The 24,315-nt window shown below is 60.5% G+C and carries 25 protein-coding genes and 1 riboswitch; of the genes, 17 read left to right on the top strand and 8 right to left on the bottom strand.

Going from position 1 to position 24,315, the window contains the following annotated elements; all coding sequences use genetic code 11:
- Positions 1-12 precede the first annotated feature (12 nt).
- From LQ231_RS04320 to hemW, 3 genes are read left to right on the top strand one after another with little or no spacing between them, the layout of a single operon-like run.
- A complete protein-coding gene (locus tag LQ231_RS04320) occupies positions 13-429 on the top strand; it encodes a VOC family protein (RefSeq protein ID WP_230170428.1) in 417 nt (138 codons plus the stop codon).
- A gap of 6 nt (positions 430-435) precedes the next feature.
- The gene (gene rdgB, locus LQ231_RS04315) at positions 436-1,080 is read left to right on the top strand and encodes an RdgB/HAM1 family non-canonical purine NTP pyrophosphatase (protein WP_230170427.1); all 645 of its coding nucleotides are present in this window, start codon (positions 436-438) and stop codon (positions 1,078-1,080) included.
- A 7-nt stretch (positions 1,081-1,087) separates the two neighbouring features.
- Positions 1,088-2,266 (top strand): radical SAM family heme chaperone HemW, encoded by a 1,179-nt coding sequence (hemW, locus tag LQ231_RS04310; protein WP_230170426.1) that lies wholly within the window; start codon positions 1,088-1,090, stop codon positions 2,264-2,266.
- Between the two features lie 124 nt (positions 2,267-2,390).
- On the opposite strand, the gene dnaA is transcribed toward hemW, so the two are convergent.
- The 4 genes from dnaA to mutM all read right to left on the bottom strand — a co-directional run bounded on the left by dnaA (position 2,391) and on the right by mutM (position 6,913).
- The gene (gene dnaA / locus LQ231_RS04305; protein WP_230170425.1) at positions 2,391-3,950 is read right to left on the bottom strand and encodes a chromosomal replication initiator protein DnaA; all 1,560 of its coding nucleotides are present in this window, start codon (positions 3,948-3,950) and stop codon (positions 2,391-2,393) included.
- 811 nt (positions 3,951-4,761) lie between these two features.
- Positions 4,762-5,028 (bottom strand): 30S ribosomal protein S20, encoded by a 267-nt coding sequence (gene rpsT / locus LQ231_RS04300; protein ID WP_007602428.1) that lies wholly within the window; start codon positions 5,026-5,028, stop codon positions 4,762-4,764.
- A gap of 190 nt (positions 5,029-5,218) precedes the next feature.
- Positions 5,219-5,992 (bottom strand): enoyl-CoA hydratase, encoded by a 774-nt coding sequence (locus LQ231_RS04295; protein WP_230170424.1) that lies wholly within the window; start codon positions 5,990-5,992, stop codon positions 5,219-5,221.
- 30 nt (positions 5,993-6,022) lie between these two features.
- Positions 6,023-6,913 carry a bifunctional DNA-formamidopyrimidine glycosylase/DNA-(apurinic or apyrimidinic site) lyase gene (gene mutM, locus LQ231_RS04290; RefSeq protein ID WP_230170423.1) on the bottom strand — a complete coding sequence of 297 codons (891 nt, stop codon included), beginning with the start codon at positions 6,911-6,913 and terminating at the stop codon, positions 6,023-6,025.
- A gap of 134 nt (positions 6,914-7,047) precedes the next feature.
- On the opposite strand from mutM, the gene ubiE reads away from it, so the two are divergent.
- The 7 genes from ubiE (at position 7,048) to LQ231_RS04255 (ending at position 14,147) form a co-directional block, all read left to right on the top strand.
- Positions 7,048-7,824, top strand: coding sequence for a bifunctional demethylmenaquinone methyltransferase/2-methoxy-6-polyprenyl-1,4-benzoquinol methylase UbiE (gene ubiE, locus LQ231_RS04285; protein WP_230170422.1), 777 nt, complete (start codon positions 7,048-7,050; stop codon positions 7,822-7,824).
- A gap of 5 nt (positions 7,825-7,829) precedes the next feature.
- Positions 7,830-9,404, top strand: coding sequence for a 2-polyprenylphenol 6-hydroxylase (ubiB, locus tag LQ231_RS04280; protein ID WP_230170421.1), 1,575 nt, complete (start codon positions 7,830-7,832; stop codon positions 9,402-9,404).
- A gap of 103 nt (positions 9,405-9,507) precedes the next feature.
- Positions 9,508-10,995: a CHASE3 domain-containing protein gene (locus LQ231_RS04275; RefSeq protein WP_230170420.1), complete on the top strand. Its 1,488-nt coding sequence runs from the start codon at positions 9,508-9,510 to the stop codon at positions 10,993-10,995.
- Positions 10,996-10,997: 2 nt separating this feature from the next.
- Complete coding sequence (locus tag LQ231_RS04270) at positions 10,998-11,435, top strand: response regulator (RefSeq protein ID WP_113143052.1); 438 nt, start codon at positions 10,998-11,000, stop codon at positions 11,433-11,435.
- Between the two features lie 16 nt (positions 11,436-11,451).
- Entirely contained in the window at positions 11,452-12,492 is a 1,041-nt protein-coding gene (locus LQ231_RS04265) for a histidine kinase dimerization/phosphoacceptor domain -containing protein (RefSeq protein WP_230170419.1), read from the top strand.
- A 90-nt stretch (positions 12,493-12,582) separates the two neighbouring features.
- A complete protein-coding gene (gene coaBC / locus LQ231_RS04260) occupies positions 12,583-13,797 on the top strand; it encodes a bifunctional phosphopantothenoylcysteine decarboxylase/phosphopantothenate--cysteine ligase CoaBC (RefSeq protein WP_230170418.1) in 1,215 nt (404 codons plus the stop codon).
- Positions 13,794-14,147, top strand: a complete 354-nt coding sequence (locus LQ231_RS04255) for an MmcQ/YjbR family DNA-binding protein (protein WP_230170417.1) — start codon at positions 13,794-13,796, stop codon at positions 14,145-14,147. Before coaBC ends, LQ231_RS04255 begins: the two co-directional genes overlap by 4 nt.
- Positions 14,148-14,184: 37 nt before the next feature.
- Here the strand turns inward: LQ231_RS04255 and LQ231_RS04250 are convergent, their stop codons facing one another.
- Positions 14,185-15,012, bottom strand: coding sequence for a class II glutamine amidotransferase (locus LQ231_RS04250; protein ID WP_113143048.1), 828 nt, complete (start codon positions 15,010-15,012; stop codon positions 14,185-14,187).
- 282 nt (positions 15,013-15,294) lie between these two features.
- Here LQ231_RS04250 and LQ231_RS04245 point away from each other — a divergent pair, with 282 nt between their 5' ends.
- Positions 15,295-16,206, top strand: coding sequence for a pirin family protein (locus LQ231_RS04245; protein WP_230170416.1), 912 nt, complete (start codon positions 15,295-15,297; stop codon positions 16,204-16,206).
- Positions 16,207-16,291: 85 nt separating this feature from the next.
- Positions 16,292-16,690, top strand: a complete 399-nt coding sequence (locus LQ231_RS04240) for a GFA family protein (protein WP_230170415.1) — start codon at positions 16,292-16,294, stop codon at positions 16,688-16,690.
- Between the two features lie 13 nt (positions 16,691-16,703).
- Here LQ231_RS04240 and thiD read toward each other — a convergent pair whose 3' ends face one another.
- On the bottom strand, positions 16,704-17,522 hold the full coding sequence (thiD, locus tag LQ231_RS04235) for a bifunctional hydroxymethylpyrimidine kinase/phosphomethylpyrimidine kinase (RefSeq protein ID WP_230170414.1): 819 nt from the start codon (positions 17,520-17,522) through the stop codon (positions 16,704-16,706).
- Between the two features lie 55 nt (positions 17,523-17,577).
- A riboswitch (TPP riboswitch) is annotated at positions 17,578-17,674 on the bottom strand.
- A 140-nt stretch (positions 17,675-17,814) separates the two neighbouring features.
- On the opposite strand from thiD, the gene LQ231_RS04230 reads away from it, so the two are divergent.
- Positions 17,815-18,489, top strand: a complete 675-nt coding sequence (locus tag LQ231_RS04230; RefSeq protein WP_230170413.1) for an HAD-IA family hydrolase — start codon at positions 17,815-17,817, stop codon at positions 18,487-18,489.
- A gap of 54 nt (positions 18,490-18,543) precedes the next feature.
- Here the strand turns inward: LQ231_RS04230 and LQ231_RS04225 are convergent, their stop codons facing one another.
- Positions 18,544-20,127, bottom strand: coding sequence for a peptide chain release factor 3 (locus LQ231_RS04225; RefSeq protein WP_113143044.1), 1,584 nt, complete (start codon positions 20,125-20,127; stop codon positions 18,544-18,546).
- A gap of 90 nt (positions 20,128-20,217) precedes the next feature.
- Here LQ231_RS04225 and dut point away from each other — a divergent pair, with 90 nt between their 5' ends.
- Entirely contained in the window at positions 20,218-20,688 is a 471-nt protein-coding gene (gene dut / locus LQ231_RS04220) for a dUTP diphosphatase (protein WP_230170412.1), read from the top strand.
- A gap of 10 nt (positions 20,689-20,698) precedes the next feature.
- Entirely contained in the window at positions 20,699-21,583 is an 885-nt protein-coding gene (locus tag LQ231_RS04215; RefSeq protein ID WP_230170411.1) for a GNAT family N-acetyltransferase, read from the top strand.
- A gap of 90 nt (positions 21,584-21,673) precedes the next feature.
- Here the strand turns inward: LQ231_RS04215 and LQ231_RS04210 are convergent, their stop codons facing one another.
- Positions 21,674-22,306 carry a LysE family translocator gene (locus LQ231_RS04210; protein WP_230170410.1) on the bottom strand — a complete coding sequence of 211 codons (633 nt, stop codon included), beginning with the start codon at positions 22,304-22,306 and terminating at the stop codon, positions 21,674-21,676.
- A gap of 279 nt (positions 22,307-22,585) precedes the next feature.
- Between LQ231_RS04210 and LQ231_RS04205 the strand changes: the two genes are divergently transcribed.
- Together LQ231_RS04205 and cysK are read left to right on the top strand one after the other, a co-directional pair.
- A complete protein-coding gene (locus tag LQ231_RS04205) occupies positions 22,586-23,203 on the top strand; it encodes a LysE family translocator (RefSeq protein ID WP_230170409.1) in 618 nt (205 codons plus the stop codon).
- A 137-nt stretch (positions 23,204-23,340) separates the two neighbouring features.
- A complete protein-coding gene (gene cysK, locus LQ231_RS04200) occupies positions 23,341-24,309 on the top strand; it encodes a cysteine synthase A (protein ID WP_113143040.1) in 969 nt (322 codons plus the stop codon).
- Positions 24,310-24,315 lie beyond the last annotated feature (6 nt).

The raw sequence follows: 24,315 nt of genomic DNA, 5'->3' as shown, positions 1-24,315 counted from the left end.
AAGGTTCGGCAGGTGTCTCAATCCTTGCAAGGCGTGCTGGAAGCGGCGCTTTATGCCAGCGACCTCGACGCTGCCGAGCATTTCTACGAAACAATCCTGGGGCTCGAAAAAATCGCGCGCCAGGGCAACCGCCACATCTTCTTCCGCTGTGGCCAAACGGTATTGCTGATCTTCAACCCGACGGAAACGGTCCAGCCAGCGCCTGCCGGCACCTTGCCTGTGCCGAGCCATGGCGCAACCGGCGCAGGCCACCTGTGCTTCAAAGTGCCCGGGGAAGAGATTGCTGTCGTTTTGGCGCGATTGCAGCAGGCCGGCGTTAAGATCGAATCCGATTTTCGCTGGCCAAGTGGCGCCCGTTCCATCTATTTCCGCGATCCTGCGGGCAATAGCCTGGAATGCGCCGAACCGAAACTCTGGAATCTGGACTGATCATTTATGCGCAAGCTCGACACCCGCACCATCGTCGTGGCCAGCCACAATGCCGGCAAGATCGCGGAAATCGCCGATCTGATCGGCCCCTTCGGCTTTTCCGCCAAATCTGCGGCCGAACTGAAATTTGCAGAACCCGACGAAACCGGCACGACGTTCGAGGAAAATGCCGCGATCAAGGCGCTGGCCTCGGCCAAGGCTTCCGGCCTGCCGTCGCTGTCGGACGACAGCGGCCTTGTCATCGACGCGCTTGATGGGGCACCCGGCGTTTACACCGCCAACTGGGCCGAGCGCGAGGACGGTAGCCGCGATTTTGCCATGGCTATGCATAAGGTCGAAACCGCGCTTGCGGAACGTGGCGCCACTGAGCCGTCCCAGCGAAGCGCCCGCTTCGTCTCCGTGCTTTGCCTTGCCTGGCCCGATGGCCATACCGAATTCTTCCGCGGCGAGATCGAGGGCGTCATTGCCGGGCCACCGCGCGGCAGCGCGGGTTTCGGCTATGATCCGATCTTCCAGCCGGAGGGTCACACGCGGACCTTCGGCGAGATGTCGTCTGACGAAAAACACGGCTGGAAGCCCGGCGATCCGCAGGCGCTGTCGCACCGTGCGCGCGCCTTCAAGCTTTTTGTCGAAACCTGCCTGGAGGCCTGACCCGCTCATGACCGAAGCCTTCACGCTTCTGCCCGATACCGGCGAACCGGGCTTCGGCATCTATGTGCACTGGCCGTTCTGCGCGGCCAAATGCCCTTATTGCGACTTCAACAGTCATGTCCGGCATCAGCCGGTGGATCAGGCCCGTTTCGTCTCTGCGTTCCTGCGGGAAATGAAGGCGATGCGCGAGCTATCGGGCCCCAAGACCGTGACCAGCATCTTCATGGGTGGCGGCACACCGTCGCTGATGGAGCCATCGACGGTTGCGGCGATCCTGGATGGCATTGCCGGCGCCTGGCATGTGCCCAACGGCATCGAAGTGACGATGGAAGCCAATCCGTCCAGCGTCGAAGCGACACGTTTCCGCGGTTATCGCGCGGCCGGCGTCAATCGCGTGTCTCTCGGCGTCCAGGCGCTCAATGATGCAGACCTGAAATTCCTTGGCCGCCTGCATGACGTCGAGGATGCGCTGCGCGCCATTCGTCTGGCGCGCGAGATCTTCCCGCGCATGTCGTTCGACCTGATCTATGCCCGTCCGAAGCAGACGGTCGAGGCCTGGGAGCGCGAGTTGAAGGAAGCGATGTCCTATGCCGTCGATCACCTGTCGCTCTACCAGTTGACCATTGAGGAAGGCACTGCCTTTTTCGGCCTGCACAAGGCTGGCAAGTTGATCGTTCCGGACGAGGAACATGCGGCCGTCCTCTATGAGGCGACGCAGGAGATCACGGAACGCGAAGGCATGCCCGCCTATGAAGTGTCGAACCATGCCCGTCCGGGCGCTGAAAGCCGCCACAACCTGACCTATTGGCGCTACGGCGACTATGCCGGCATTGGCCCCGGCGCGCATGGCCGCTTGACCCGTGGACGGTCCAAGATTGCAACGGCGACCGAAAAACACCCGGAAACCTGGCTCACGGCCGTCGAGCAGCGGGGCCATGGCATGGTCGACCAGGAACTGCTGGACAACGAGGCCCAGGCGGACGAGCTTCTGCTGATGGGACTGCGTCTGCGTGAAGGGGTGGATCTCGCCCGCTGGCAGCAACTCTCCGGCCGCGATCCCGATCCGGCACGCGAGCAGTTTTTACTGGAACAAGGCTTTATCGAACGGCTCGGCAATTCGCGGCTGCGCTGCACACCGCCGGGCATGCTGATCCTTGATGCCGTGGTCGCTGATCTCGCCTGTTGATTGCAGGCGAGACAATGCAATCCGGGGATCGGTCTGCATTCCCTCTGTAGCGCTGAAATTCTTCACTCCCAGCCGCTGACAGCCGCCAAAAAAAGAGGCCGGCATTTGCGCCGGCCTTGGTTCCTCATGCATTATTCTCATTGATGAGCCGCTTGAGCAGCTCGATCTCGTGGCTCAGCTTGGTATCCTCGCTGACCAGATCCTCGATCTTGCGCACGGCATGCAGAACCGTCGTGTGATCGCGACCACCGAAGCGACGACCGATTTCCGGGAAAGACCGCGGCGTCAGGGTCTTCGACAGATACATGGCGATCTGGCGCGGCTTGACGATGACACGCGTGCGGCGGTTCGACACCAGTTCCTGACGCGAAACATTGTAATGGCGCGCGACAATGCGCTGAATGTCTTCGATGCGGACGCGCTTCTGCTCGCCGGCACCCACAAGATGGGCCAGCAGTTCATCGACACGTTCGATGGACAGGTTCGGCTCGAAGGAACGGCGGAACACCAGCTGGTTGAAGGCGCCTTCCAGATCGCGGCCGCTGCTGGTGATGTTGCGGGCAACATGTTCCAGAAGGTCTGCCGGAATTTCAAGCGCGCCATCATCCTTGCGGGCTGCGTCCAGACGGCTCTTCAGCATGTCCAGGCGCATGTCGTAGTCGGGCGCTTCCATCTCGATGGCGACGCCACCCTGAAGGCGCGAACGCACGCGCGGGTCGAGCGATTCCAGTTCCCATGGTGCACGGTCTGCCGCCACGACGACCTGCTTGGCGCTGTCGAGCAGCATGTTGAGCAGATGGCAGAATTCGTGCTGGATCATCTTGCCCTGCAGGAACTGCATGTCGTCGATGATCAGGAGATCGATGTTGCGCAGCGAGTCCTTCAGCGTCAGGGCATCGTTGTCGCGGATGGCGGTTGCGAAACGCCACATGAAATACTCCGCGGTCAGATAGACGACGCGCGGGGCACGCGGGCTGTGCACGGCGGCATTGGCAATCGCCTGCAGCAGGTGTGTCTTGCCGAGACCAACGGAGGAATGAATGAAGAGCGGGTTGAAGCGCACGGCGCCAGCGCCAGCTTCGGCAATCGTCTTGGCTGCGGCAAGCGCGACGCGGTTCGACGCACCTTCGACAAAGCCGTCAAAGGTATATCGCGAGTCGAGCGGTGAGCCGAAAAGCGGGGTTGCGGTCCCAACGCGCGCCGAATTGGTCGCCGGGGCCTGCGCTGCGGCAATCTGACCAGCGGTCTGGGGGCCGGATTTGCGGCCTGTCGCCGGTTGGGTGTTATCAGCGGGAACCTGACGTTCATCAACGATCGGACCACGGACAGCGCGACTTGCGCTGCGCACCATGATCTCCACCTTGAGAATGTTAGGATCTTCAGCCTGGAAGATCGAGCTGATCAGATCGAGATATCGGTTGTTGATCCAGGACTTTAGAAATGTTGTCGGCACGGTCAACCGCACGACGCTTTTCGATGCAGAATGGAGTTTGAGGCGCCCAAACCAGCTCGCGTAGACGTCAGGTCCAACCTGTGCCTTGAGGCGGAGGCTGAAACGCTCGAAAAGAGCATTGTGCTTCATTTCGGCATTCTCTCCTGCTCCATCGGAGCACGCGGCACTCAGCGCCGAATGTGCGTGGTCCCCATTTACCAACGCACCGGCCGTCATTGAATTAATATGCATTTTGCCGCCTTCCAAAATCATTTCAGGTGTCGGGCGTCTTATCTCCGCCCGGCAGCCGCTTTATCTCGCGCCAAGACGCAATCGTCTCGGCAATCCCCATGATCGAGCCGGAAACTCAGCCAATGGCCGTGCTCCGACAAAACGCCGCCCCCTCAAACAGCGTTTTCAGTTTCCAGGCCTGCTTTCCATCCTCGACATGAAAAGCCCGCCCGCATTCGCTCGTCCCGAAGCCACTCAAGACGCAATAAGGTAGGGCGCGGAAACGATGTCGTTTCCGATGCAATACCAATCAGTTTATGGGATAACGGAATAGATCCATCCCGCTCCAGCAAGGGCTGGTAAATCATCGCAGCTTTTGCCGTTCAGATCGCCCTTCCGGGCTCGTCCCAAGCCCCTTGCTTGACCTCATTAAGGCAGGATCAAATGGCAATATCAACCGTGAATTTTCCGCAAAAATGATCGTCGGCCATTGACTCTGCGTCCATCGTTTTTGCGTCACATTCCCCCGCAAAAGAATCGCTTTTGAATCAAGGGGATTCGAAAATGGCTGTGCGTTTGAGCGTTTGACGAGCGGAAAAATAAAAATTCGCTTGACTCAGATTGAGCCGAACCTGCCCTTGGGTAAAGCGTCACCTCAATAGGGCACCTCCAGTAAGCACTTGAAATTATTATTTTTTTTCTGTCACCCGACTGATACACTCCCGTCAAACAGCAATCGCTAAATCAACTGATGCCATAACCGCAATGGGAAAACACAAAAAGCCCGGCGCAATGCCAGGCTCTTCGAAATTCGTCGAAACTATGTCTTAAATTAGGCCGAGAGGGCCTTCACACGCGAGGCAAGACGCGAGATCTTGCGCGATGCGGTGTTGGCGTGAACAACGCCCTTGGTGGCTGCGCGCTGCAGTTCCGGCTGAGCCGCCTGAAGGGCATCCTTGGCCAGAGTTGCGTCGCCCGATGCGATCGCTTCTTCAACCTTGCGGATGAAACCACGGACCCGCGAACGGCGAGCCTTGTTGACTGCAGTTTGGCGAGCGATCTTGCGGGTCGCCTTCTTCGCCGAAGTTGTATTGGCCATGATGCCTCTCTTCGAATTCAAACCAAACCCCACCCTCGCCGCGTCGGGTCATTGCGACCTGCCAATTCAGCAAATGGGGAGCTATTTCGGAAAAGCCCAGCGGCTTTCCCAACCGTGGGCGGGCATATAGCGGGAAAGCGCGATTGCGTCAACGCGGATTCTGAATGAATCGCGCCTGCCCTTCATCTTGTTAGCGATTCCGGAACCCCGGTTTGCGCTTCTCGACGAATGCGGCCATGCCTTCCTTCTGGTCTTCGGTGGCGAAGAGCGAATGAAACAGGCGTCGTTCAAAGCGCAATCCCTCGCCGAGGGTCTGTTCGAAAGCCCGATTGACCGCCTCCTTGGCCATCATGACCGCCGGCAGCGAGAAGGAGGCGATCCTGGCCGCCGCCTCGATCGCCTCGTTCAGAAGACGCTCAGGCTCAACGACACGGGCAACGAGGCCGGCACTCTCCGCTTCCACCGCATCCATCATGCGACCCGTCAGGCAAAGGTCCATCGCCTTGGCCTTTCCAACAGCACGGGTCAGGCGCTGGGAGCCGCCCATGCCCGGGATGATGCCGAGCGTAATTTCGGGCTGGCCGAACTTCGCCGTCTTCGAGGCGATGATGAAGTCGCACATCATGGCAAGCTCGCAGCCGCCGCCGAGAGCGAAGCCGGAGACGGCCGCGATCAGCGGCTTGCGAAAGCCGGCAATATCGTCCCACGTGCCGATGAAGTCGCCCGTGTAGGCATCAACGAACGAGAGTGACTGCATCTCCTTGATATCGGCACCGGCAGCAAACGCCTTTTCGGAGCCGGTCAAGACGGCGGCACCGATCTCGGCATCGGCCTGCAATTGCTCAAAGACCTGCCGCAGTTCGCGCGCCACGGTCGAGTTGAGCGCATTCAGTGCCTGCGGCCGGTTCAACGTGACGATCGCCACGCGGTCGCGCCGCTCGATCAAAATGGTCTCGAAGGACATTCCTCACTCCCTTTATGATGTTCCGTGGTGTTACTTCTGGCAGCGCTGACAATAGAAGGTCGAGCGGCCGGATTGTACTATCCTTTCGACGGTACCGCCGCAGTCGGCCGTGAGGCAGGCATGGCCTTCGCGGTCGTATGCACGGAAGCTGTGCTGGAAATAGCCAAGCGTGCCGTCCGTCTGTATATGGTCGCGCAAGGACGACCCGCCAGCCAGGATGGCGTCGGCGATGACCTCGCGGATACTGTCGGCCAGAAGGCCGAGTTCCGGCTTCGGCCTGCCCGCCTTGGTGACCAGTGTGGACACTTTGCGGGTTGGCGACAGGTGAGAGCGCCACAGAGCTTCGCAGACATAGATGTTTCCCAGACCTGCGATCACCTTCTGGTCGAGCAGCGCGCTCTTCAGCGGCTGGCTGCGACCATTGAAACGGCTGGCCAGATAGTCGGCAGACAGAAGATTGCCGACCGGCTCGGGACCGAGGTCGCGAAAAGCCGGATAAACATCCAGCTCCGCCCGGGACGCGAGATCCATGAAGCCGAACCGGCGTGGGTCATTGTAGATGACGCGCATGGTTCCTTCCGGCCGCTGCAGATGAAAGATGACATGATCGTGCTTTTCATCCTTGCTTCTTTCATGGTGAAAGTCGCCGGGTACCTCTTCAGCAACCGCCGTTTCGATGCGGAACGATCCCGACATGCCGAGGTGGGCGATCACGGTCGTACCGTCCTCCAGGTCGATCAGCAGATATTTCGCCCGGCGGGACAGAGCGGTGATATGGCGGCCCTCGACCCTTGCGGCGAAATCACGCGGCAAGGGGAAGCGCAGATCGGCTCTTCTGAGCTCAAGGCGCTGTAATACCGCGCCTTCCATGGTCGGGCTCAATCCACGCCTGACTGTCTCTACCTCTGGCAATTCCGGCATTAGCGCCCATCTTTCTGTTTGAACCGCATTCTTTAAGGTCTATAGACCAGCCTATGGGGCTGATATAGCGCAGATAGCGCGTGCCGGCCGTTTTCGCTATGGTCCAGCGACCTGTCGCCAAGTGGAGTGAACCGATGACTGCAAGCCGCATTTCCGCCGATGGCGGCATGGAAACCTCCTACGGTTTCCGCCAGGTCGACGAGCAGGAAAAGCAGGGCCTGGTCAACGATGTCTTCCACAAGGTTGCCAAGCGCTACGACATCATGAACGACGTGATGTCGGCCGGGCTGCACCGCGTCTGGAAAGACGCGATGATTGCAGCACTCAATCCGCGTAAGGATCCCGACTACAAGGTGCTCGATGTTGCCGGCGGCACGGGCGATATCGCATTTCGCATCGTCGAGGCATCGAAGCGGCTGGCGCATGCGACTGTGCTCGACATCAACGGTTCGATGCTTGGTGTCGGCGCGGAACGCGCTGAAAAGAAGGGGCTTTCCGACAAGCTCACCTTCGTCGAGGCCAATGCCGAAAGCCTGCCTTTCGACGACAATACGTTCGACGCCTATACGATCGCATTCGGCATCCGCAATGTTCCGCGCATCGACGTTGCCCTGTCGGAAGCCTTCCGCGTACTGAAACGCGGCGGACGGCTGCTGGTGCTGGAATTTTCCGAAGTGGACCTGCCGCTGCTCGACCGGGTCTATGATGCGTGGTCGTTCAATGCGATCCCTAAATTCGGCAAGATGATCACCGGAGACGCGGAACCCTATCAGTATCTCGTGGAGTCGATCCGCAAGTTCCCGAACCAGAATGATTTCGCCAAGATGGTCAGCACGGCAGGCTTCTCGAACGTCAAGTTCACCAATTACACCGGCGGCATCGCCGCCCTGCATTCCGGCTGGAAAATCTGACATTCATGAGCACGATCGGCGCATATTTCCGCCTCGCGCGGGTTGGCTGGGTGCTTGTTCGGGAGGGGGTCGTTGCCGCCCTTCCGTCTGAAGGACTGCCTCCACTCGCCAGCTTCGGCAAGGCACTGCTGGGGCCGCTTGCCCGGAGGCGTGCCAAACAGGCAGAGCGCTCCGACAGGCTTGCCCGTGCTGTCGCACGTCTCGGACCATCCTATGTGAAGATCGGCCAGTTTCTAGCGACCCGACCGGATGTCGTCGGGGCCGAGTTTGCAGAGGATCTGTCAGGTCTGCAGGATCGGATGGAATTCTTTCCGACCGCGGATGCCAAATCGACGATCCAGGGGGCTCTCGGTCGCACGATCGGGGATCTCTACATCCGCTTCGATGAGCCGATCGCTGCCGCCTCGATCGCGCAGGTGCATCCAGCCGAGGTCATGACGCCAGACGGGCCCCGCAAGGTTGCCGTGAAAGTCATCCGGCCTGGCGTACGCAAACGCTTTGCGGACGATCTCGAGGCCATGTATCTCGTTGCCCGTCTGCAGGAGCAATTTCTGCCGCATACGAAGCGTCTTCGCCCGGTCGAGGTGACCCGCACGCTGGAACAGACGACCAAGGTCGAAATGGACCTTCGGCTTGAAGCGGCGGCGCTGTCGGAAATTGCCGAAAACACCCAGAAAGACCCGGGCTTCCGCGTACCAAAGGTCGATTGGGAACGGACCGGCCGCGACGTCGTCACCATGGAGTGGATCGACGGCATCAAGATGTCGGACGTGGCGGCGCTACAGGCGTCGGGGCTCGACCTCAATCTTCTCGCCGATACGCTGATCCAGTCCTTCCTGCGCCACACACTGCGCGACGGCTTCTTCCACGCCGACATGCATCCCGGCAATCTGTTCGTCGACGCGGACGGGATGATTGTCGCCGTCGACATGGGCATCGCCGGACGGCTTGGAAAGAAGGAAAGGCGTTTTCTCGCCGAAATCCTCTACGGCTTCATCACCCGCGACTACTTGCGCGTGGCTGAGGTGCATTTCGAGGCGGGCTACGTGCCCTCCCATCACAATGTCGCAAGCTTTGCCCAGGCGATCCGGGCGATCGGCGAGCCGATCCACGGGCAGCCTGCCGAGACCATTTCGATGGGCAAGCTTTTGACGCTGCTGTTCGAGATCACCGAAATCTTCGACATGGAAACGCGCCCCGAACTGGTGATGCTGCAGAAAACCATGGTGGTGGTCGAAGGTGTGGCCCGCATCCTCAATCCGCAGTTCAATATGTGGAAGGCGGCAGACCCGGTGGTTTCACAGTGGATTCGAGACAACCTTGGCCCGAAACGCATTGCAACCGACCTGAAGGATGGCGCCAAGGCGGCCATGCGACTGGCCGAAGCGCTGCCCGAGATTGCGACGAAGACCGAGAAATTCCACGCCGAAATCATGCGCATGAGTGAGGAAGGCCTGCGCTTTGATCCGCAGACTGCAGAGGCGATCGGCAAAGCGGAGGCACGGCACACGCGCGACGGGCGGCTAGCCTTGTGGGTCATCGCGGTATCGCTTGTGGCCATTGCGGTGCAGCTCTCCTGAGGCATTTATAGATCCATCAAGTTTTTTTGTTTAATCGGTGGAACAAGAGGCCGGGCTTCGCGTTTAGTCGATAATTATGCCCATTTGTTTCCTCAGGAGTTTCATGTCCGCCACTCACGCCGGATTCGTCCGGTCCACCGTTCTTTTCATGCTGATCGGCACCGGCATCCTTCTCGGCATCGTTTTTGCCACGTTCGGTTTGGTTGAAAAAACCAGCGCGACGTTCGACTACATTATTGTCGAACGCGATATCCGGCGGACATCAGCCGATCTGATTCAGAACCTGATCGATGCTGAAACCGGCCAGCGCGGCTATATCCTGACGCAGGACGATAGCTTTCTTGCACCCTACGACCAGGCTTTGAGCGGGATGAACAGCAATCTCGAACTGTTGTCGCAACGGGTTCGCGGGCGTCCTATCAAGCAGGAGCAAATGCCGGAACTGGAACGGCTGGTGCAGAGCAAGCTCAGCGAAATGGCGCGGACCATCGAGCTCGTCAAGTCAGGCCAGCGTGATGCAGCCATCCGGCTGGTGCAGACAGAAGTCGGTCGAGAGGTGATGGACCAGATCCGTGCCATTGTTGACGAATTCAAGCAGAAGTCGGACAGCAATGTCGATCAGGGCGTTCGCGATCAGGTTGAAGCGACAACGCAGTTGCAATGGATTACCGTGGGTGGTGGCATCGCCATTCTCGCCGTGATGGGCGGTGCAATGGTGATCGTCTACCAGCACGTACGCGAACTTCTGAAAGCTCGGCGCGAAGTTGAGCACCTGAATGCCGGTCTGGAGGCCCGCGTTTCCGAGCGCACCGAGGACCTCATGCAGGCAAACCAGGAAATCCAGCGCTTTGCCTATATTGTCACCCATGACCTCAGGGCGCCTCTGGTCAACATCATGGGCTTCACGGCCGAACTGGATACGTCGCTCAAATCGCTGCAAGCCTATGTGCTCGCCGACGGAACATCCGTGTCGGAGGAAATGATCCGCGATGCGCGTCTGGCCGCCTCGGAGGATCTGCCGGAGGCAATCGGCTTCATTCGTTCGTCGACCAAGAAGATGGACGGACTGATCAACGCGATCCTGAAGATTTCGCGCGATGGTCGGCGGCAGTTGAAGCCGGAGCCAGTCGAACTGAAGACCATGCTGGAAACCATTGCGGCAAGTCTTCACCACCAGATCAGCGAGGGCGACGGGCAGGTGTCCCTTGACGTCAAAGCGGCGAACTTGGTGACCGACCGCCTGTCTGTCGAGCAGATCCTTGGTAACCTTTTCGACAATGCCATCAAGTATAAGCACCCGGAGCGGCCGCTTGAACTTGCGGTCCGTACCGTGCCGGAAGGCAGGCATATGGTGCGGATCGAGGTTCAGGATAACGGCCGCGGCATTGCAGAGCAGGATCAGGAACGTGTGTTCGAGCTTTTTCGTCGCGCGGGCCAGCAGGACAAGACCGGCGAAGGCATCGGTCTTGCCCATGTCCGGTCTCTGGCCCGGAACCTTGGCGGGGAAATCACTGTTTCTTCGCGCCTGGGTGAAGGGTCGACTTTTGTTCTGCGACTGCCATCTGATCTTTCACGCTTGGTACGGAGTTGACGATGAAAGCGGTGGGTAAAGAAGTCACGATCGTGATGGTCGAAGATGACGAGGGTCACGCCCGTCTGATCGAAAAGAATGTGCGACGGGCCGGGGTGAACAACGACATCGTGCCGTTTACCAATGGCACCGATGCCCTTGATTTCATTCTGGGAAAAGATCGTAGCGGCAAGGTTTCGGAAGACCGTTACCTGCTGATCCTTCTCGACCTCAACCTGCCTGATATGTCCGGCACAGACATTCTGGAAAAAGTAAAATCCAATCCGCATACGCGACGGTTGCCCGTTGTCATCCTCACCACGACGGATGACGAACGCGAAATACAGCGGTGCTACGACCTTGGGGCCAATGTCTATATCACCAAACCTGTCGATTACGACAATTTCGCCAACGCCATCCGTCAGCTCGGACTTTTCTTCTCGGTCATGCAGATCCCTTGAACCTGGTGTTATGACGATGAGCTTCCGCGTCCTCTATATCGACGACGACGCAGCCATCGTCCGGCTGGTGCAGAAGTCGCTTGGTCGCTTGGGTCATGAAGTGGCCCATGCCGAAACGGCTGATGACGCGCTGACCCTGCTCCAAGACGGCAATTTCGACGCAATCGTGCTCGACCACTATCTGCGCCAGACCACCGGCCATGAAGTCATGGCGCATTTGCGCGCGCAGGGTTTCCATATGCCGGTTGTCTATGTGACCGGATCGAACGAGGCGCAGATCGCCATCGAGGCGATCAAGGCGGGCGCCGCCGACTATGTCATCAAGTCGGTCAGCGACGATTTCCTGCCGCTGCTTGCCAGCGCCATCGAGCAATCGGTGTCGAATGCCCAGTTGCGCGCAGCAAAGGAACGTGCCGATGAGGAAATCCGGCTCGGCAAGGAGCGGGCAGAGGCCCTGCTCGCGGAGGTCAACCATCGCGTGGCAAACTCCCTGGCGCTGGTCGCAAGCCTGCTCCGGCTGCAGATTTCAAGTGCCAAGAGCGAGGAGGTGAAGGCGGAACTAGCGGAAACCCAGGCCCGAATCTCCGCAATCGCCGGCATGCATCGCAGCCTTTACACCTCCGAGGACGTCAGCCGGGTCGAACTCGACCGATACCTCGGCCGCCTGACGGCCGAATTGTTCAACACGCTGCATAGCCTTGAGAAACCCGTCCGGCTGCTGCTCGATGCCGACCCGATTTCGCTGACGGCGGACAAGGCTGTCTCGGTCGGCATGATCGTCACGGAACTTGTCACCAATGCCTTCAAATATGCCTATCCTCATGGCGGTGGTGGCGACATCCGCGTGCATCTGAAACGGCTGTCTAACACGGAGGCGCTGCTGCGGGTTGAAGATGACGGAATCGGCATCGATCCAGCCAGCGCGCCCACAGGTACCGGGCTCGGCAGCCGGATCGTCAAGTCCATGGCATCGACACTAGGTGCCGGCCTGCACTATCTGGACGGTGTGACAGGCACGGTGGCCGAGGTGCCGCTTCAACTGGATCCGACGAGCTGATCCTCGCGGTATTTACCACAATAATCTGCCGACATTTGCCTCGTCGGTGAATTGCGATAGGGTCGCGCCGACAGAAACGGGACCCTTTGCATGACCCTGGACGGCACGCGCATTCTCCTGATCATTGCCGGCGGCATTGCTGCCTACAAGAGCCTGGATCTCATCCGCAGGCTGCGCGAACGCGGCGCGGTGGTGCGGCCGGTCATGACCCGAGCCGCCCAGGAGTTCGTCACGCCACTGGCTGTCGGCGCACTCTCGTCCGGCCATGTCTACACGGAGCTGTTTTCCCGAGAAGACGAACAGGATGTCGGCCATATCCGACTGGCGCGGGACTGCGATCTTGTGCTCGTCGCACCTGCGACCGCCGACCTGATGGCCAAGATGGCGCATGGTATGGCCGACGATCTCGCGTCGACCGTGCTCCTGGCCAGTGACCGCCCAATCCTGATCGCGCCGGCAATGAACCCTAAAATGTGGGCCGCAGCCGCCACGCAGCGCAATCTGGCAGTGCTCAAAAATGACGGCGTGGATGTGGTCGGTCCGCTCGAAGGCGAAATGGCGGAAAGCGGCGAGCGTGGCCTTGGCCGTATGGCCGAACCGCTCGATATTGTCGCTGCCGTCGAAAACCTTCTGTCGCGACCGAAGCCACTCGCGGGCCGGAAGGCGGTGGTGACATCAGGCCCGACGCATGAGCCGATCGATCCGGTGCGCTACATTGCCAATCGCTCTTCCGGCAAACAGGGCCATGCGATCGCAGCGGCCCTTGCGAGGCTCGGCGCGGATGTCACCCTCGTCTCCGGACCGGTAAGCATTCCCGACCCAGCTGGCGTAAATACCCAACATGTCGAGCGGGCCGAGGAAATGCGTGACGCCGTGATTGCAAGTCTTCCTGCCGACATCGCCGTCATGGTCGCCGCCGTCGCCGACTGGCGCGTCGTGAGTTCCTCCGGCCAGAAAATCAAGAAGCAGCCTGGAGAGGCGCCGCCTCCCCTGCAGCTTGCCGAAAACCCGGATATCCTCAAGACGATCGGCCATCACGCGCAGAGACCGCAACTGGTGGTCGGTTTCGCGGCCGAAACCCAGAACGTGGAGGAAAACGGTCGCGCCAAGCTTGAGCGCAAGGGTGCCGATCTGATTGTCGCCAACGATGTCTCACCTGAAACCGGCATCATGGGCGGAGATCGCAACAGCGTGCGGCTGATCTCGAAGACCGGTGTGGAAGCGTGGCCGGACCTGTCGAAGGACGAGGTCGCCGAGCGGTTGGCGCTCTGGATCGCGACGCAGATTGGTGGAGCAAAACCATGAGCCTTTTCAGCCGCACCGGATTTCGGCACTTCGTCGAGGCGATGCCCGGCACCTCGCTGATCGATCAATGGGAATCAACTGTTGCCAAGGTTGGAGACAAGGTATTCGGCCTGATCACCGATGCGGAAAACCGGCTGACATTCAAAGTCACCGAAGAGAGCTTCGAGATCCTGACCGCGCTGGAAGGAATCGAGCAGGCTCCCTATTTCGCCAAGCGTAAATGGGTCTCTGTTTCACCGGTATCGACTTTGACCGCAGAGGAGGCCGCAGAGTATCTGCGTCGTTCCTATGGCCTGGTCAGCGCAGGCATGACACGCAAGCTGCGCATCGAACTGGGTATTCCCCTTTAACTGGCGATCAACCGCTGATTTGGTTGCCGAGACGCGATCAGAGCGCCATTGCCGGCACCCGTGCCGGTTCAGGCAAACGCGCGTCGTCGGCGGACGGGCGGAACTCGACCGCATCGAGACCTTTTTCACTGAGGATCACCGCGCTACTGGCCGGAATCTCGACCCATTTGTCGGTCTCGTCGGTGAGCGGCTCGGAGACGAGACAGTAACCGCCCTTGTCGCCCATCGGGGCTGCATAGAGCGTCGGCGCGAAAGCGTCGGTCGAATAACGCACGGCATAGAGCGTCCGGCCGTCGGAGAAGGCCGCCGTGAAGCGTACACGCGCTTCGCCGGTCATGTGCATGCTCATGCGCTCGACAAAGCCCACGGCCTCGCTCATGGCGGCAATCGGCCTTTCTTTCAGGCCAAACTGCAGGGCAAGCAGAAAAAGCAGCTCGGAATCGGTGGTGCCGACACGGGCGTGGAAATGTTCGTCATCGAGCATGGTTTCCATCGGCCGGCGGATACGATCGAAATGATCGATCTGGCCGTTGTGCATGAAGGACCAGTTGCCGTTAACGAAGGGATGACAGTTGTCGCGGCGGGTCGTGCCGTGGGTGGCTGCGCGGACATGCGCCAGAAACAGCGGCGACCGGATCTGGCTGGCAAGGCTCTTCAGGTTGCAATCGGACCAGGCGGGAAGCACATCGCGGAAACGGCCAGGCTCCGGGCGGTCGCCGTACCAGGCGATGCCGAAGCCATCCGCATTGGTGGCTGTCTTGGCGCGGGTGGCGCAATGGGATTGCTCAATCAACGAATGCGCCGGTGAGGTGACCAGTTCTTCAAGGTAGATCGCTTCGCCGCGATAGGCTGCCCAACGACACATGCGTTTTCACAACTCCTGCAAGCTGCCGATCCGGTGTCTGCGCGCTTTCCGTCAGTGTTCAACCGATTGGCTAATGATTTGTAAACGTCGCGACATTGATGACAGAATTTTGACGATTGCCGCAATCACTTTCTGCACTGCACAATTGAGTTTTGTGAGCGGCCGCCTGTTTTTCGAACCTCGGCGAATATTGTGAACACCGCGTTCCCGGCGCCCGCCTTCGGCTTTGGCGAAGTTCGGCTATATTGGTGTCAACCGCGTACACGCTCAAAGGAGCATCCGATGTCGATCCGACCCGTCAAGCATGAAAGCCGCGCCACGCCCACCATGGAAGGTGCCGGGGTAAAGTTGCACCGCGTCTTCGGCTTCGGCGATCCGTCGATGACCGACCCCTTTCTGATGATGGACGATTTCCGCAACGACAGTCCGTCCGATTATATTCGCGGCTTCCCCTGGCACCCGCATCGCGGCATCGAAACCATCACCTATGTGCTGGCCGGCACGGTCGAGCATGGCGACAGCCTGGGCAATCGCGGCCTGCTCGGCGCGGGCGACCTGCAGTGGATGACCGCCGGCAGCGGCATCATGCATCAGGAAATGCCCAAGGGCGACTTTGCCGGCCGCATGCACGGCTTCCAGCTCTGGGCCAATCTGCCCTCGTCGTTGAAAATGACCGCGCCGCGCTACCAGGACATCAAGTCCGCCGACATTCCCGTCGTGGTCGATGATGACGGCACCGCGGTCCGGGTGATTTCCGGCGACTTCTGGGGCAAGGCCGGTCCCGTCGATGGCATTGCAGCCGAGCCGGTCTATCTCGACATTTCAGTGCCGCCCGGCAAACGCAAGACCATTCCGGTCGACACCTACCGTTCAGCCTTCGCCTATATCTTTGCAGGCTCCGGCAGTTTTCGCGACGCGTCCTCGCCATTCGGGGTGAAGGTCGAGAAGGAATACATGGGCGAGGAGCTCAATATCAGAGACCTCTCGGGCAATCGCACATTGGTGGTGTTCGACACCGGCGACGAAATTACGGTCCAGGCCGGGGAACAGGGCATCCGATTCCTTCTGGTCACCGGCAAGCCGATCAAGGAGCCTGTCGCCTGGCACGGTCCGATCGTGATGAACACGCGCGAGGAATTGATGCAGGCCATGCAGGAATTGCAGAATGGAACTTTTATCAAGGTCGATCATTAATCACACAGCCGCAAGGCTTAGGTAGTCAAGTTCCCCTTGCCCGGCGGCCCCCTCCGCCGGGTTTTCTTTTTGTGGGAGATGGACGATGCTCATCACCGGCAGTTGCCACTGCGGCGCCATCCGCTACGAAGCCGACGTCGATCCTCAAGAGGTCGGCATCTGTCACTGCGTCGATTGCCAGCGGCTGACGGGTGGTGCCTACCGGGTCAGCGTCGGCGTCGAACCGCATAATTTCCGCGTCCTTGCCGGTACCGCACGGCGGTATCGCAAGGTCGCGGATAGCGGCAGGCCGAGCGACCAGTTTTTCTGCGATACCTGTGGCTCACCCCTCTGGCGGGTCGACGCTACCGGCAGCAGTATCGCCATTCGTCTCGGCACGGTCGATCAACGTCAGGCGTTGACACCCAACCATCAGAGCTGGACAGGATCGGCTTTGCAATGGGTGAGCGACATCCGCGATATTCCCGCATCATCCGGGGAATAGGGGCCCAATCGCGCTATTGCCAGAGCGCGTGAAAGTGGTGAACCGGGCCATGGCCAGAACCGACCGACAACGTCCCCGACAAACGGACAGCTTCAGCCAGCCAGTCCTTAGCGACCGCGACGGCATCATACGGCGAGAGCCCCTTGGCAAGTTCGGCAGCAATCGCGCTCGACAGCGAGCAGCCTGTACCATGGGTGTTCTTCGTTTCAATGCGCGGCGCTTCGAACCAGTGGACGCTCTCACCCAGGACCAGGAGATCGGGGCTGTCGGCGGCGGCAAGATGTCCACCCTTCAACAGCACAGCTGCCGCGCCACCCACAGCCAGCCGCACCGCCTGCGATTCCATCACGCGGCGGTTCTCGGCCTCGGCTTCACCGAGCAAAGCCGCCGCTTCCGGCAGATTGGGAGTGAGCAGCGTTGCCAGCGGCAAAAGCTCATCCCGCAATACCGCAACAGCCTCTGGGTCCAGCAGTGAGGCGCCGCCCTTGGCGATCATCACCGGGTCCAGCACGACAGGAATTCCGCGATGCGGCCTGAGCGCGCCCGCAATTGCACTGGCAATGCCCGCGTTGGCAATCATGCCGATTTTCACCGCATCGACCCGGACATCGGCAAAAACCATCCGGATCTGCTCGGCGACAAAACCGGGATCCAGCGCCTGCACAGCCGAAACCCCTTGGGTGTTCTGTGCCGTCAACGCCGTGATCGCCGCCATGCCGTAACAGCCACGCGCCGAAAATGTCTTCAGGTCGGCCTGGATCCCGGCACCTCCCGACGGATCGGATCCGGCAATCGACAGGACGTTTGCGATAGAAGTGGAACTGGTTTTCACGGACACCCCTTTTTAAGCGGGGCAGTTGGTGGGACGGATCGCGAAGTCAATCCTGAAATCGTCCCGAGCAACTCCCTCCGCCAGCATTATCTGGTTCAGGTTCAAAGGGTGCTTCTCAGTCCATCTCTCGACGAACGCCCCTGTCTCTCAATTATGATGTTCTAGACCAAGGCCGTGCTGCTGTCATGTGAAACGCCGGATGCCCCGCGAAGCGCACCGAACCATTTGCGGCAACAGTCAAAAATAGCTACGTGCGTAATCTGCCTGTTCCCACATCTCAAGGATTTCGCGATTGACCTCCGCCCAGAACACCGTCTTTGACAAACGTTACAACGGCTTCCTGTTCGACATGGACGGGACGTTGCTCAACTCCATTGCGGCCGCCGAACGAGTCTGGGGGAAATGGGCGGCACGGCACGGGCTCGACGTTGCGGCCTTCCTGCCGACAATGCATGGCAAGCGCGGCATCGACACGATCCGCGGGCTCGCCCTGCCCGGTGTCGATGCGGTCGCGGAAGCCCTGGAAATCGAGCGCGGCGAAATCGAGGATGTCGAAGGCGTTGTGGCCATCCCCGGTGCAATCGACTTCCTCAACGGCCTGCCTCCCGCGCGCTGGGCGATCGTCACATCTGCCCCGGCCCTTCTGGCCCGGGCACGCATCGAGGCCGCCGGCCTGCCACAACCGCCGACGATCATCACCGCCGAGGATGTCAAGATCGGCAAGCCCAATCCCGCCGGCTATCTGCTCGGCGCAAGCCATCTCGGCGTCGATCCTGCCCGCTGCCTGGTGTTTGAAGATGTCATGGCCGGCGTCTTGGCGGGCGAGGCTGCGGGCTCAGATGTCATGGTGGTCACAGCGACCCACAGTCATGCCATGGAAACAAGGCATCCGAGCCTGGCCAGCTACGAAAACGTGCGGGTCCATGTCGACGCCGATGGCGGCATGCAGATCGTGCGGGCGGGCTGACGGGGCGCATCAGCGGGAAGCCTGGAAGCGCCCCGCGCCGAAGTTCACGGAATATCACGCCGCCTTGGCGACGTGATATTCCTTGATCGCGACCATCTTGATCGCCGGATAACGCTCAGCTTCGTAGCGCAGCGAAAACGCGTCCTGCGCCATGAACACCGGATCTCCGTCCAGGTCGCGGCAGATATCGCCACGGCGCTGGGTCATGAACTTGTCGAGTTCGGCAGGCTGATCGGAGGAAATCCAGCGGCAGACCGAGAAACGCGACATCTCGAAGGAGACCGGCAGCGTGTATTCGCCAGCCAGTCGCTCCTTCAGAACGTCGAGCTGTAGAGCGCCGACGACACCGACGATCGCGGGCGAGCCGTCTTCCGGGGAAAACAGCTGCACGACGCCTTCTTCGGCCATCTGCTGCAGGGCTTCCTTCAGCTTCTTCGCCTTCATCGCATCTTCGAGGCGCACGCGGCGCAGGATTTCCGGCGAAAAATTCGGCACGCCCTGGAAGACAAGGTTCTCGCCTTCGGTCAGCGTGTCGCCGATGCGCAAGGTCCCGTGGTTCGGAATGCCGACCACGTCGCCGGCATAGGCCGTGTCGGCGAGCTGGCGCTGCGAGGCGAAGAAGAACTGCGGCGCCGTCAGGCCCATCTGCTTGCCGGTGCGGGCCAGCCGCGCCTTCATGCCACGCTCGAGCTTGCCGGAGCAGATACGGGCAAAAGCGATACGGTCGCGGTGGTTCGGATCCATATTGGCCTGAATCTTGAAGACGAAGGCCGTCATCTTGTCTTCGGCGGCATGCACGGTGCGTATGTCAGCCACCTGGTCGCGCGGCGGCGGGGCGAAATCGCCGAGCGCATTGATCAGGTCGCGCACGCCGAAATTCTTCAGCGCCGAGCCGAAGAAGACCGGGGTCATGTGGCCCTCGAGGAAGGCCTGCCTGTCGAACGGGCGGCAGGCTTCCTGGGCAAGCTCCAATTCTTCGATGAAGGCGGCGCGCTCGTTTTCCGGGAGTTGCTCGGCAACATTGGCCGGGCTGTTGACCGGCAGGCCTTCAACCTGTTTGTCGGACCCGCGGAAGGTGTTTTCCACCAGATTGTAGGAACCGCTGAACGTCTTGGAGCGGCCGACAGGCCAGGTGATCGGTGCTGTGTCGAGCGCCAGCTTTTCCTCGACCTCATCGAGGATCTCGAAGGGGTCGCGGCTCTCTCGGTCCATCTTGTTGATGAAGGTGATGATCGGGATGTCGCGCATGCGGCAGACCTCGAACAGCTTGAGCGTGCGCGGCTCGATGCCCTTGGCCGCGTCGATGACCATGACGGCGGCGTCGACGGCGGTCAGCGTGCGATAGGTATCGTCGGCAAAGTCTTCGTGACCCGGCGTATCGAGAATATTGAAGACTTTGTCATTGTATTCGAAGGTCATCACCGAGGTCACGACCGAAATGCCGCGCTCGCGCTCGATCTTCATCCAGTCCGATCGGGTCTGGATACGATCCTTCTTCGCCTTGACCTCGCCCGCAAGCTGGATGGCGCCGCCGAACAGCAGCAGCTTTTCGGTGAGCGTGGTCTTACCTGCGTCCGGGTGAGCGATAATCGCGAATGTGCGGCGGCGGGAGACCGCCTCTGCGAGCGTTTCGGCCATGGTGTGAATCCTGTGGAGTTGGGCGCTATCTAGCGTCTAAACCCCCGCATTGCAATTGACCTCGGCCCGGCTAGGGGAAACTAGTGGGGCATGACAGCACATCACGACATCCGCCCGACGCTCAATCTGCTTCGTCTGCCCCATGCGGAGGGCATCGACCTGCCAGCCTATGAGACACGCGGCGCCGCCGGCATGGATCTGCGTGCAGCCGTTGCAGATGACGCGCCGATGGTGCTTTCACCCGGCAAGCGGGCCCTGGTGCCCACAGGCCTCATCTTCGAAATCCCGGACGGTTACGAGGCGCAAATCCGCCCGCGCTCCGGCCTTGCCTTCAAGAACGGCATCACCTGCCTCAACACGCCCGGCACGATCGACAGCGATTATCGCGGCGAAGTGAAGGTGCTGCTGATCAATCTCGGCGACGAGGATTTCACCATCAGCCGCGGCATGCGCATTGCGCAGATGGTGATTGCGCCGGTCACGCAGGCACGGATTGCCGAAGTCAGCGAGACATCCGGCACCCAGCGTGGCACCGGCGGCTTCGGCTCGACCGGCGTTTGAGGACAAGACCGTGCCGGGCACTCTCACATTCCGGCAGGATTATTTCGGCGATCCGGTCGCTTTCCGCGGACTGGTCGCTCTGCTGCAGGACATTTTCGGTATCGACATCGGATTGCAGAACCGTCTTGGCGGCCCTGATCCATCCTCCATGCCGTTCGGCTATTTCGATGACCCGGACCGTTGTGTCGCCAATTTTTCCGCCTTTTCCATGCCGTTGGTCATCGGCGGGCGCACCGTCAAAGCGGCTGGCTACCAATCGGGTGCCGTTCGGCCAGACTTTCGGGGACAAGGCCTGTACCGAGACCTGATGCGCCGGGCATTTTCCTGGGCCGATGCAGCGGGATTTGAGGCGGGCATCCTGTTGACGGACAAGCCGGACCTCTACGCACGTTATGGTTTTCACGTCGTGCCGCAATTCCAGTTTTGCGGCAAAGTGCCGACGTCCGACATAGCGCGCACCGACGCCCGCGAGCTCGACCTGACACGGCCCGAGGATCTGGCGCTCGTCCAGCGCATACTCTGCGAACGGCAACCTGTTTCAAACCTTTTCGCGGTTGCCCGGCAATCCGAGATGTTTCTGCTGAATGCCTGCTTCGACCCCGGCATCCGCCTCAGTTTCCTGCCTGCCTTGAACGCGGTCATCGCCTGGAAAATGACCGATGACAACACTTTACAGCTGCTCGACATCGGCGCCCGGCACATCCCGCCGCTTGCCGAGATCACGACCGCGCTCGGCCTTCCGGCGAAAGAGGTCGCAGTCTTGTTTCCACCCGATCGCCTGAACTGGAAGGGTGAACCGCAAATCTATGAGGGCTCCTGCGCCCTGATGATCAAAGGGTTCGAACTTTCCACGCTTCCGCGGCCGGTGATGCTGTCGCCGATGGCCGAATTCTGAAACTTACTCAAGAATTGGCGAAAGATGGCGCTTCGGCAGCGCGGCCCGCCATGCGTTGGCAAATGCCGCATGCCGACAATGGCTTGATGATCAGCGCTGCGCCTCGGTCGCCATGCGGATGGCGAGCCCGGCCAGCACCGTGCCCATCAGCCAGCGCTGGGCGATCATCCAGAGCGGACGGCCGGCGAGAAACAGGGCGATAGAACCGGCCATCACCGCGATCATCGCATTAACCGAGACGCTGATAACGATCTGGGTCGCGCCCAGCATGACCGACTGCAGAAAGACGCTGCCAAGGGACGGATCGATAAACTGCGGCAGCAAGGACAGATACAGCACAGCCACCTTCGGATTGAGCAGGCTGGTGACGAGCCCCATGGCAAACAGCTTGCGCGGTCCATCCTTCGGTAGGTCGCGCACCTGGAAGGGCGACCGGCCGCCGGGGCGCACGGTCTGCCAGGCCATCCAGACCAGATAGGCAGCACCGGCCAGTTTCAGCGCGTCATAGGCAAACGGTATGGCCATCAGCAGGACGGTAATGCCGAGCGCCGACATCAGCATGTAGAACAGGAAACCAAGGGCCACGCCGCCAAGGGAGACAAGACCGGCTGCGGGTCCCTGGCAGATCGAGCGCGAGACCAGATAGATCATGTTCGGACCGGGTGTCAGCACCATGCCAAGGCAGATCAAGGCGAAGGCAAGAAGCGTCGGCAAAGTCGGCATGATGCGGCTCCGTGATCATCGTATTCGATATAGGCCCGGTTGCGCCGACACGGCAACGGGGCATCGCGTCACCGTTGCAAGTCTCGATCGGTAGCGCTAGTGATCCGTTTTATGCATTCGGAACCGGCGCGGTTTCGGGAAGCAAAAATCTAGATTCTGGCCGAGCAACGACATGGATCGGAAGTGGGTTTGGATCGACGTTCCGGCCGCTTGGTACGGCCTCGCCGCGGATGGTATCAATTGCTCCGCGCGGACGATTGAAAATACGGAGGACTGCCCATGACGCTGACGACCGTTCTGGCTTATTGTGGCGCGCTGTTTATCGCTGCAGCCATTCCTGGACCTGGCATGACCGCCATCGTCGCGCGGGCGCTGGGCTCCGGTTTTCGCCCGACCTTTTTCATGGGTCTCGGCCTGATCCTCGGCGATCTCGTCTATCTGACCGCCGTGATCCTCGGGCTCGCGCTGGTCGCCAAAACTTTTGCCACAGCATTTCTGGTGATCAAGATCGCAGGCGCGATGTATCTGGTCTATATCGCCTGGAAGCTCTGGACTGCCGGTCTGCTGCCCCAGTCCATCGAGGCACAGCGCTCGACCCATGTTGGCCTCTCCTTCCTGGCCGGGCTGCTGGTCACCCTCGGAAACCCGAAAACCATGCTGTTCTACATTGCCCTGGTGCCGACGCTGCTCCCGCTTGCTGCTATCGGGATCGCGGATTACGCGTTGCTGGTCGGCCTGACCTTCGTCGTGCTGATGGCCGTTCTCATTCCCTATATCCTGCTCGCATCCCAGGCGCGCACGCTGCTGAAGCGGCCCTCGGCGCTGAAGACACTCAACCGCTCGGCGGCAGGCATTCTCGCCGGTACAGCCGCTTACATCGCCACGCGCAGCGCCTAAAACAGGGATTGCGCAACAGCAACCGCGGCAGGTCATTTTTTCCAACATCGATCGAGACTTAGACCGGAGGTTCTGGCAGTTCTGCGTGTTTCGGCCTATCGTTCTCTCCAACAAGCATTTTCTGCAGGGAGCGACACATGACGAATGCCAAGAAGCCCGGCCGCGGCCGTATCTACAATTCGATCACCGACACGATCGGCGACACGCCGATCGTCCGCCTCGACAAGCTCGCCCGGGAGAAGGGCGTCAAGGCCAACCTTCTAGCCAAGCTTGAGTTTTTCAACCCGATCGCCTCGGTCAAGGACCGTATCGGCGTCGCGATGATCGAGAGCCTTGAAGCCCAAGGCAAGATCACGCCCGGCAAGACGACCCTGATCGAGCCGACGTCTGGCAATACCGGCATTGCGCTGGCCTTTGCCGCCGCCGCCAAGGGTTATCGGCTGATCCTCACCATGCCCGAGACCATGTCGATCGAACGCCGCAAGATGCTGGCACTGCTTGGTGCCGAACTGGTCCTGACCGAAGGGCCGAAGGGCATGAAGGGCGCCATCGCCAAGGCGCAGGAACTGGCCGAGGCCACGCCCGATTCGATCATTCCGCAACAGTTTGAAAACCCGGCCAATCCGGAGATCCACCGCAAGACCACCGCCGAGGAAATCTGGAACGACACCGATGGCGCCATCGACATCCTGGTATCCGGCATCGGCACCGGTGGCACGATCACCGGCACCGGCCAGGTGCTGAAGGCAAGGAAGCCAGGCGTGAAGGTCATCGCGGTCGAACCGGCCGACAGCCCCGTGCTCTCCGGCGGCGCGCCCGGCCCGCACAAGATCCAGGGCATCGGCGCCGGCTTCGCACCCGCCATCCTCGACACCACGATCTATGACGAGATCGTCACCATCACCAATGACGAGTCCTTCGAGACTGCCCGTCTTGTCGCCCGCCTCGAGGGCGTTCCGGTCGGCATTTCATCCGGCGCCGCATTGGCCGCTGCGATCAAGGTCGGCAGCCGTGCGGAAAATGCCGGAAAGACGATCGTGGTGATCATCCCGTCTTTCGCAGAACGTTATCTCTCCACCGCACTGTTTGCCGGCCTCGGCGAGTGATGGCGA

The organism is Rhizobium sp. CECT 9324, assembly GCF_918741265.1.
Classification (GTDB): Bacteria; Pseudomonadota; Alphaproteobacteria; order Rhizobiales; family Rhizobiaceae; genus Allorhizobium.
Note: the sequence above shows the minus strand (reverse complement) of the source record. Positions and strands in the feature narration are given on the sequence as shown.

Coding starts and splice junctions, on each gene's coding strand:
- rdgB (WP_230170427.1), top strand. CDS start 436: ATGCGCAAGCTCGACACCCGCACCATCGTCGTGGCCAGCCACAATGCC.
- hemW (WP_230170426.1), top strand. CDS start 1,088: ATGACCGAAGCCTTCACGCTTCTGCCCGATACCGGCGAACCGGGCTTC.
- dnaA (WP_230170425.1), bottom strand. CDS start 3,950: ATGCATATTAATTCAATGACGGCCGGTGCGTTGGTAAATGGGGACCAC.
- rpsT (WP_007602428.1), bottom strand. CDS start 5,028: ATGGCCAATACAACTTCGGCGAAGAAGGCGACCCGCAAGATCGCTCGC.
- LQ231_RS04295 (WP_230170424.1), bottom strand. CDS start 5,992: ATGTCCTTCGAGACCATTTTGATCGAGCGGCGCGACCGCGTGGCGATC.
- mutM (WP_230170423.1), bottom strand. CDS start 6,913: ATGCCGGAATTGCCAGAGGTAGAGACAGTCAGGCGTGGATTGAGCCCG.
- ubiE (WP_230170422.1), top strand. CDS start 7,048: ATGACTGCAAGCCGCATTTCCGCCGATGGCGGCATGGAAACCTCCTAC.
- ubiB (WP_230170421.1), top strand. CDS start 7,830: ATGAGCACGATCGGCGCATATTTCCGCCTCGCGCGGGTTGGCTGGGTG.
- LQ231_RS04275 (WP_230170420.1), top strand. CDS start 9,508: ATGTCCGCCACTCACGCCGGATTCGTCCGGTCCACCGTTCTTTTCATG.
- LQ231_RS04270 (WP_113143052.1), top strand. CDS start 10,998: ATGAAAGCGGTGGGTAAAGAAGTCACGATCGTGATGGTCGAAGATGAC.
- LQ231_RS04265 (WP_230170419.1), top strand. CDS start 11,452: ATGAGCTTCCGCGTCCTCTATATCGACGACGACGCAGCCATCGTCCGG.
- coaBC (WP_230170418.1), top strand. CDS start 12,583: ATGACCCTGGACGGCACGCGCATTCTCCTGATCATTGCCGGCGGCATT.
- LQ231_RS04255 (WP_230170417.1), top strand. CDS start 13,794: ATGAGCCTTTTCAGCCGCACCGGATTTCGGCACTTCGTCGAGGCGATG.
- LQ231_RS04250 (WP_113143048.1), bottom strand. CDS start 15,012: ATGTGTCGTTGGGCAGCCTATCGCGGCGAAGCGATCTACCTTGAAGAA.
- LQ231_RS04245 (WP_230170416.1), top strand. CDS start 15,295: ATGTCGATCCGACCCGTCAAGCATGAAAGCCGCGCCACGCCCACCATG.
- LQ231_RS04240 (WP_230170415.1), top strand. CDS start 16,292: ATGCTCATCACCGGCAGTTGCCACTGCGGCGCCATCCGCTACGAAGCC.
- LQ231_RS04225 (WP_113143044.1), bottom strand. CDS start 20,127: ATGGCCGAAACGCTCGCAGAGGCGGTCTCCCGCCGCCGCACATTCGCG.
- dut (WP_230170412.1), top strand. CDS start 20,218: ATGACAGCACATCACGACATCCGCCCGACGCTCAATCTGCTTCGTCTG.
- LQ231_RS04210 (WP_230170410.1), bottom strand. CDS start 22,306: ATGCCGACTTTGCCGACGCTTCTTGCCTTCGCCTTGATCTGCCTTGGC.
- LQ231_RS04205 (WP_230170409.1), top strand. CDS start 22,586: ATGACGCTGACGACCGTTCTGGCTTATTGTGGCGCGCTGTTTATCGCT.
- cysK (WP_113143040.1), top strand. CDS start 23,341: ATGACGAATGCCAAGAAGCCCGGCCGCGGCCGTATCTACAATTCGATC.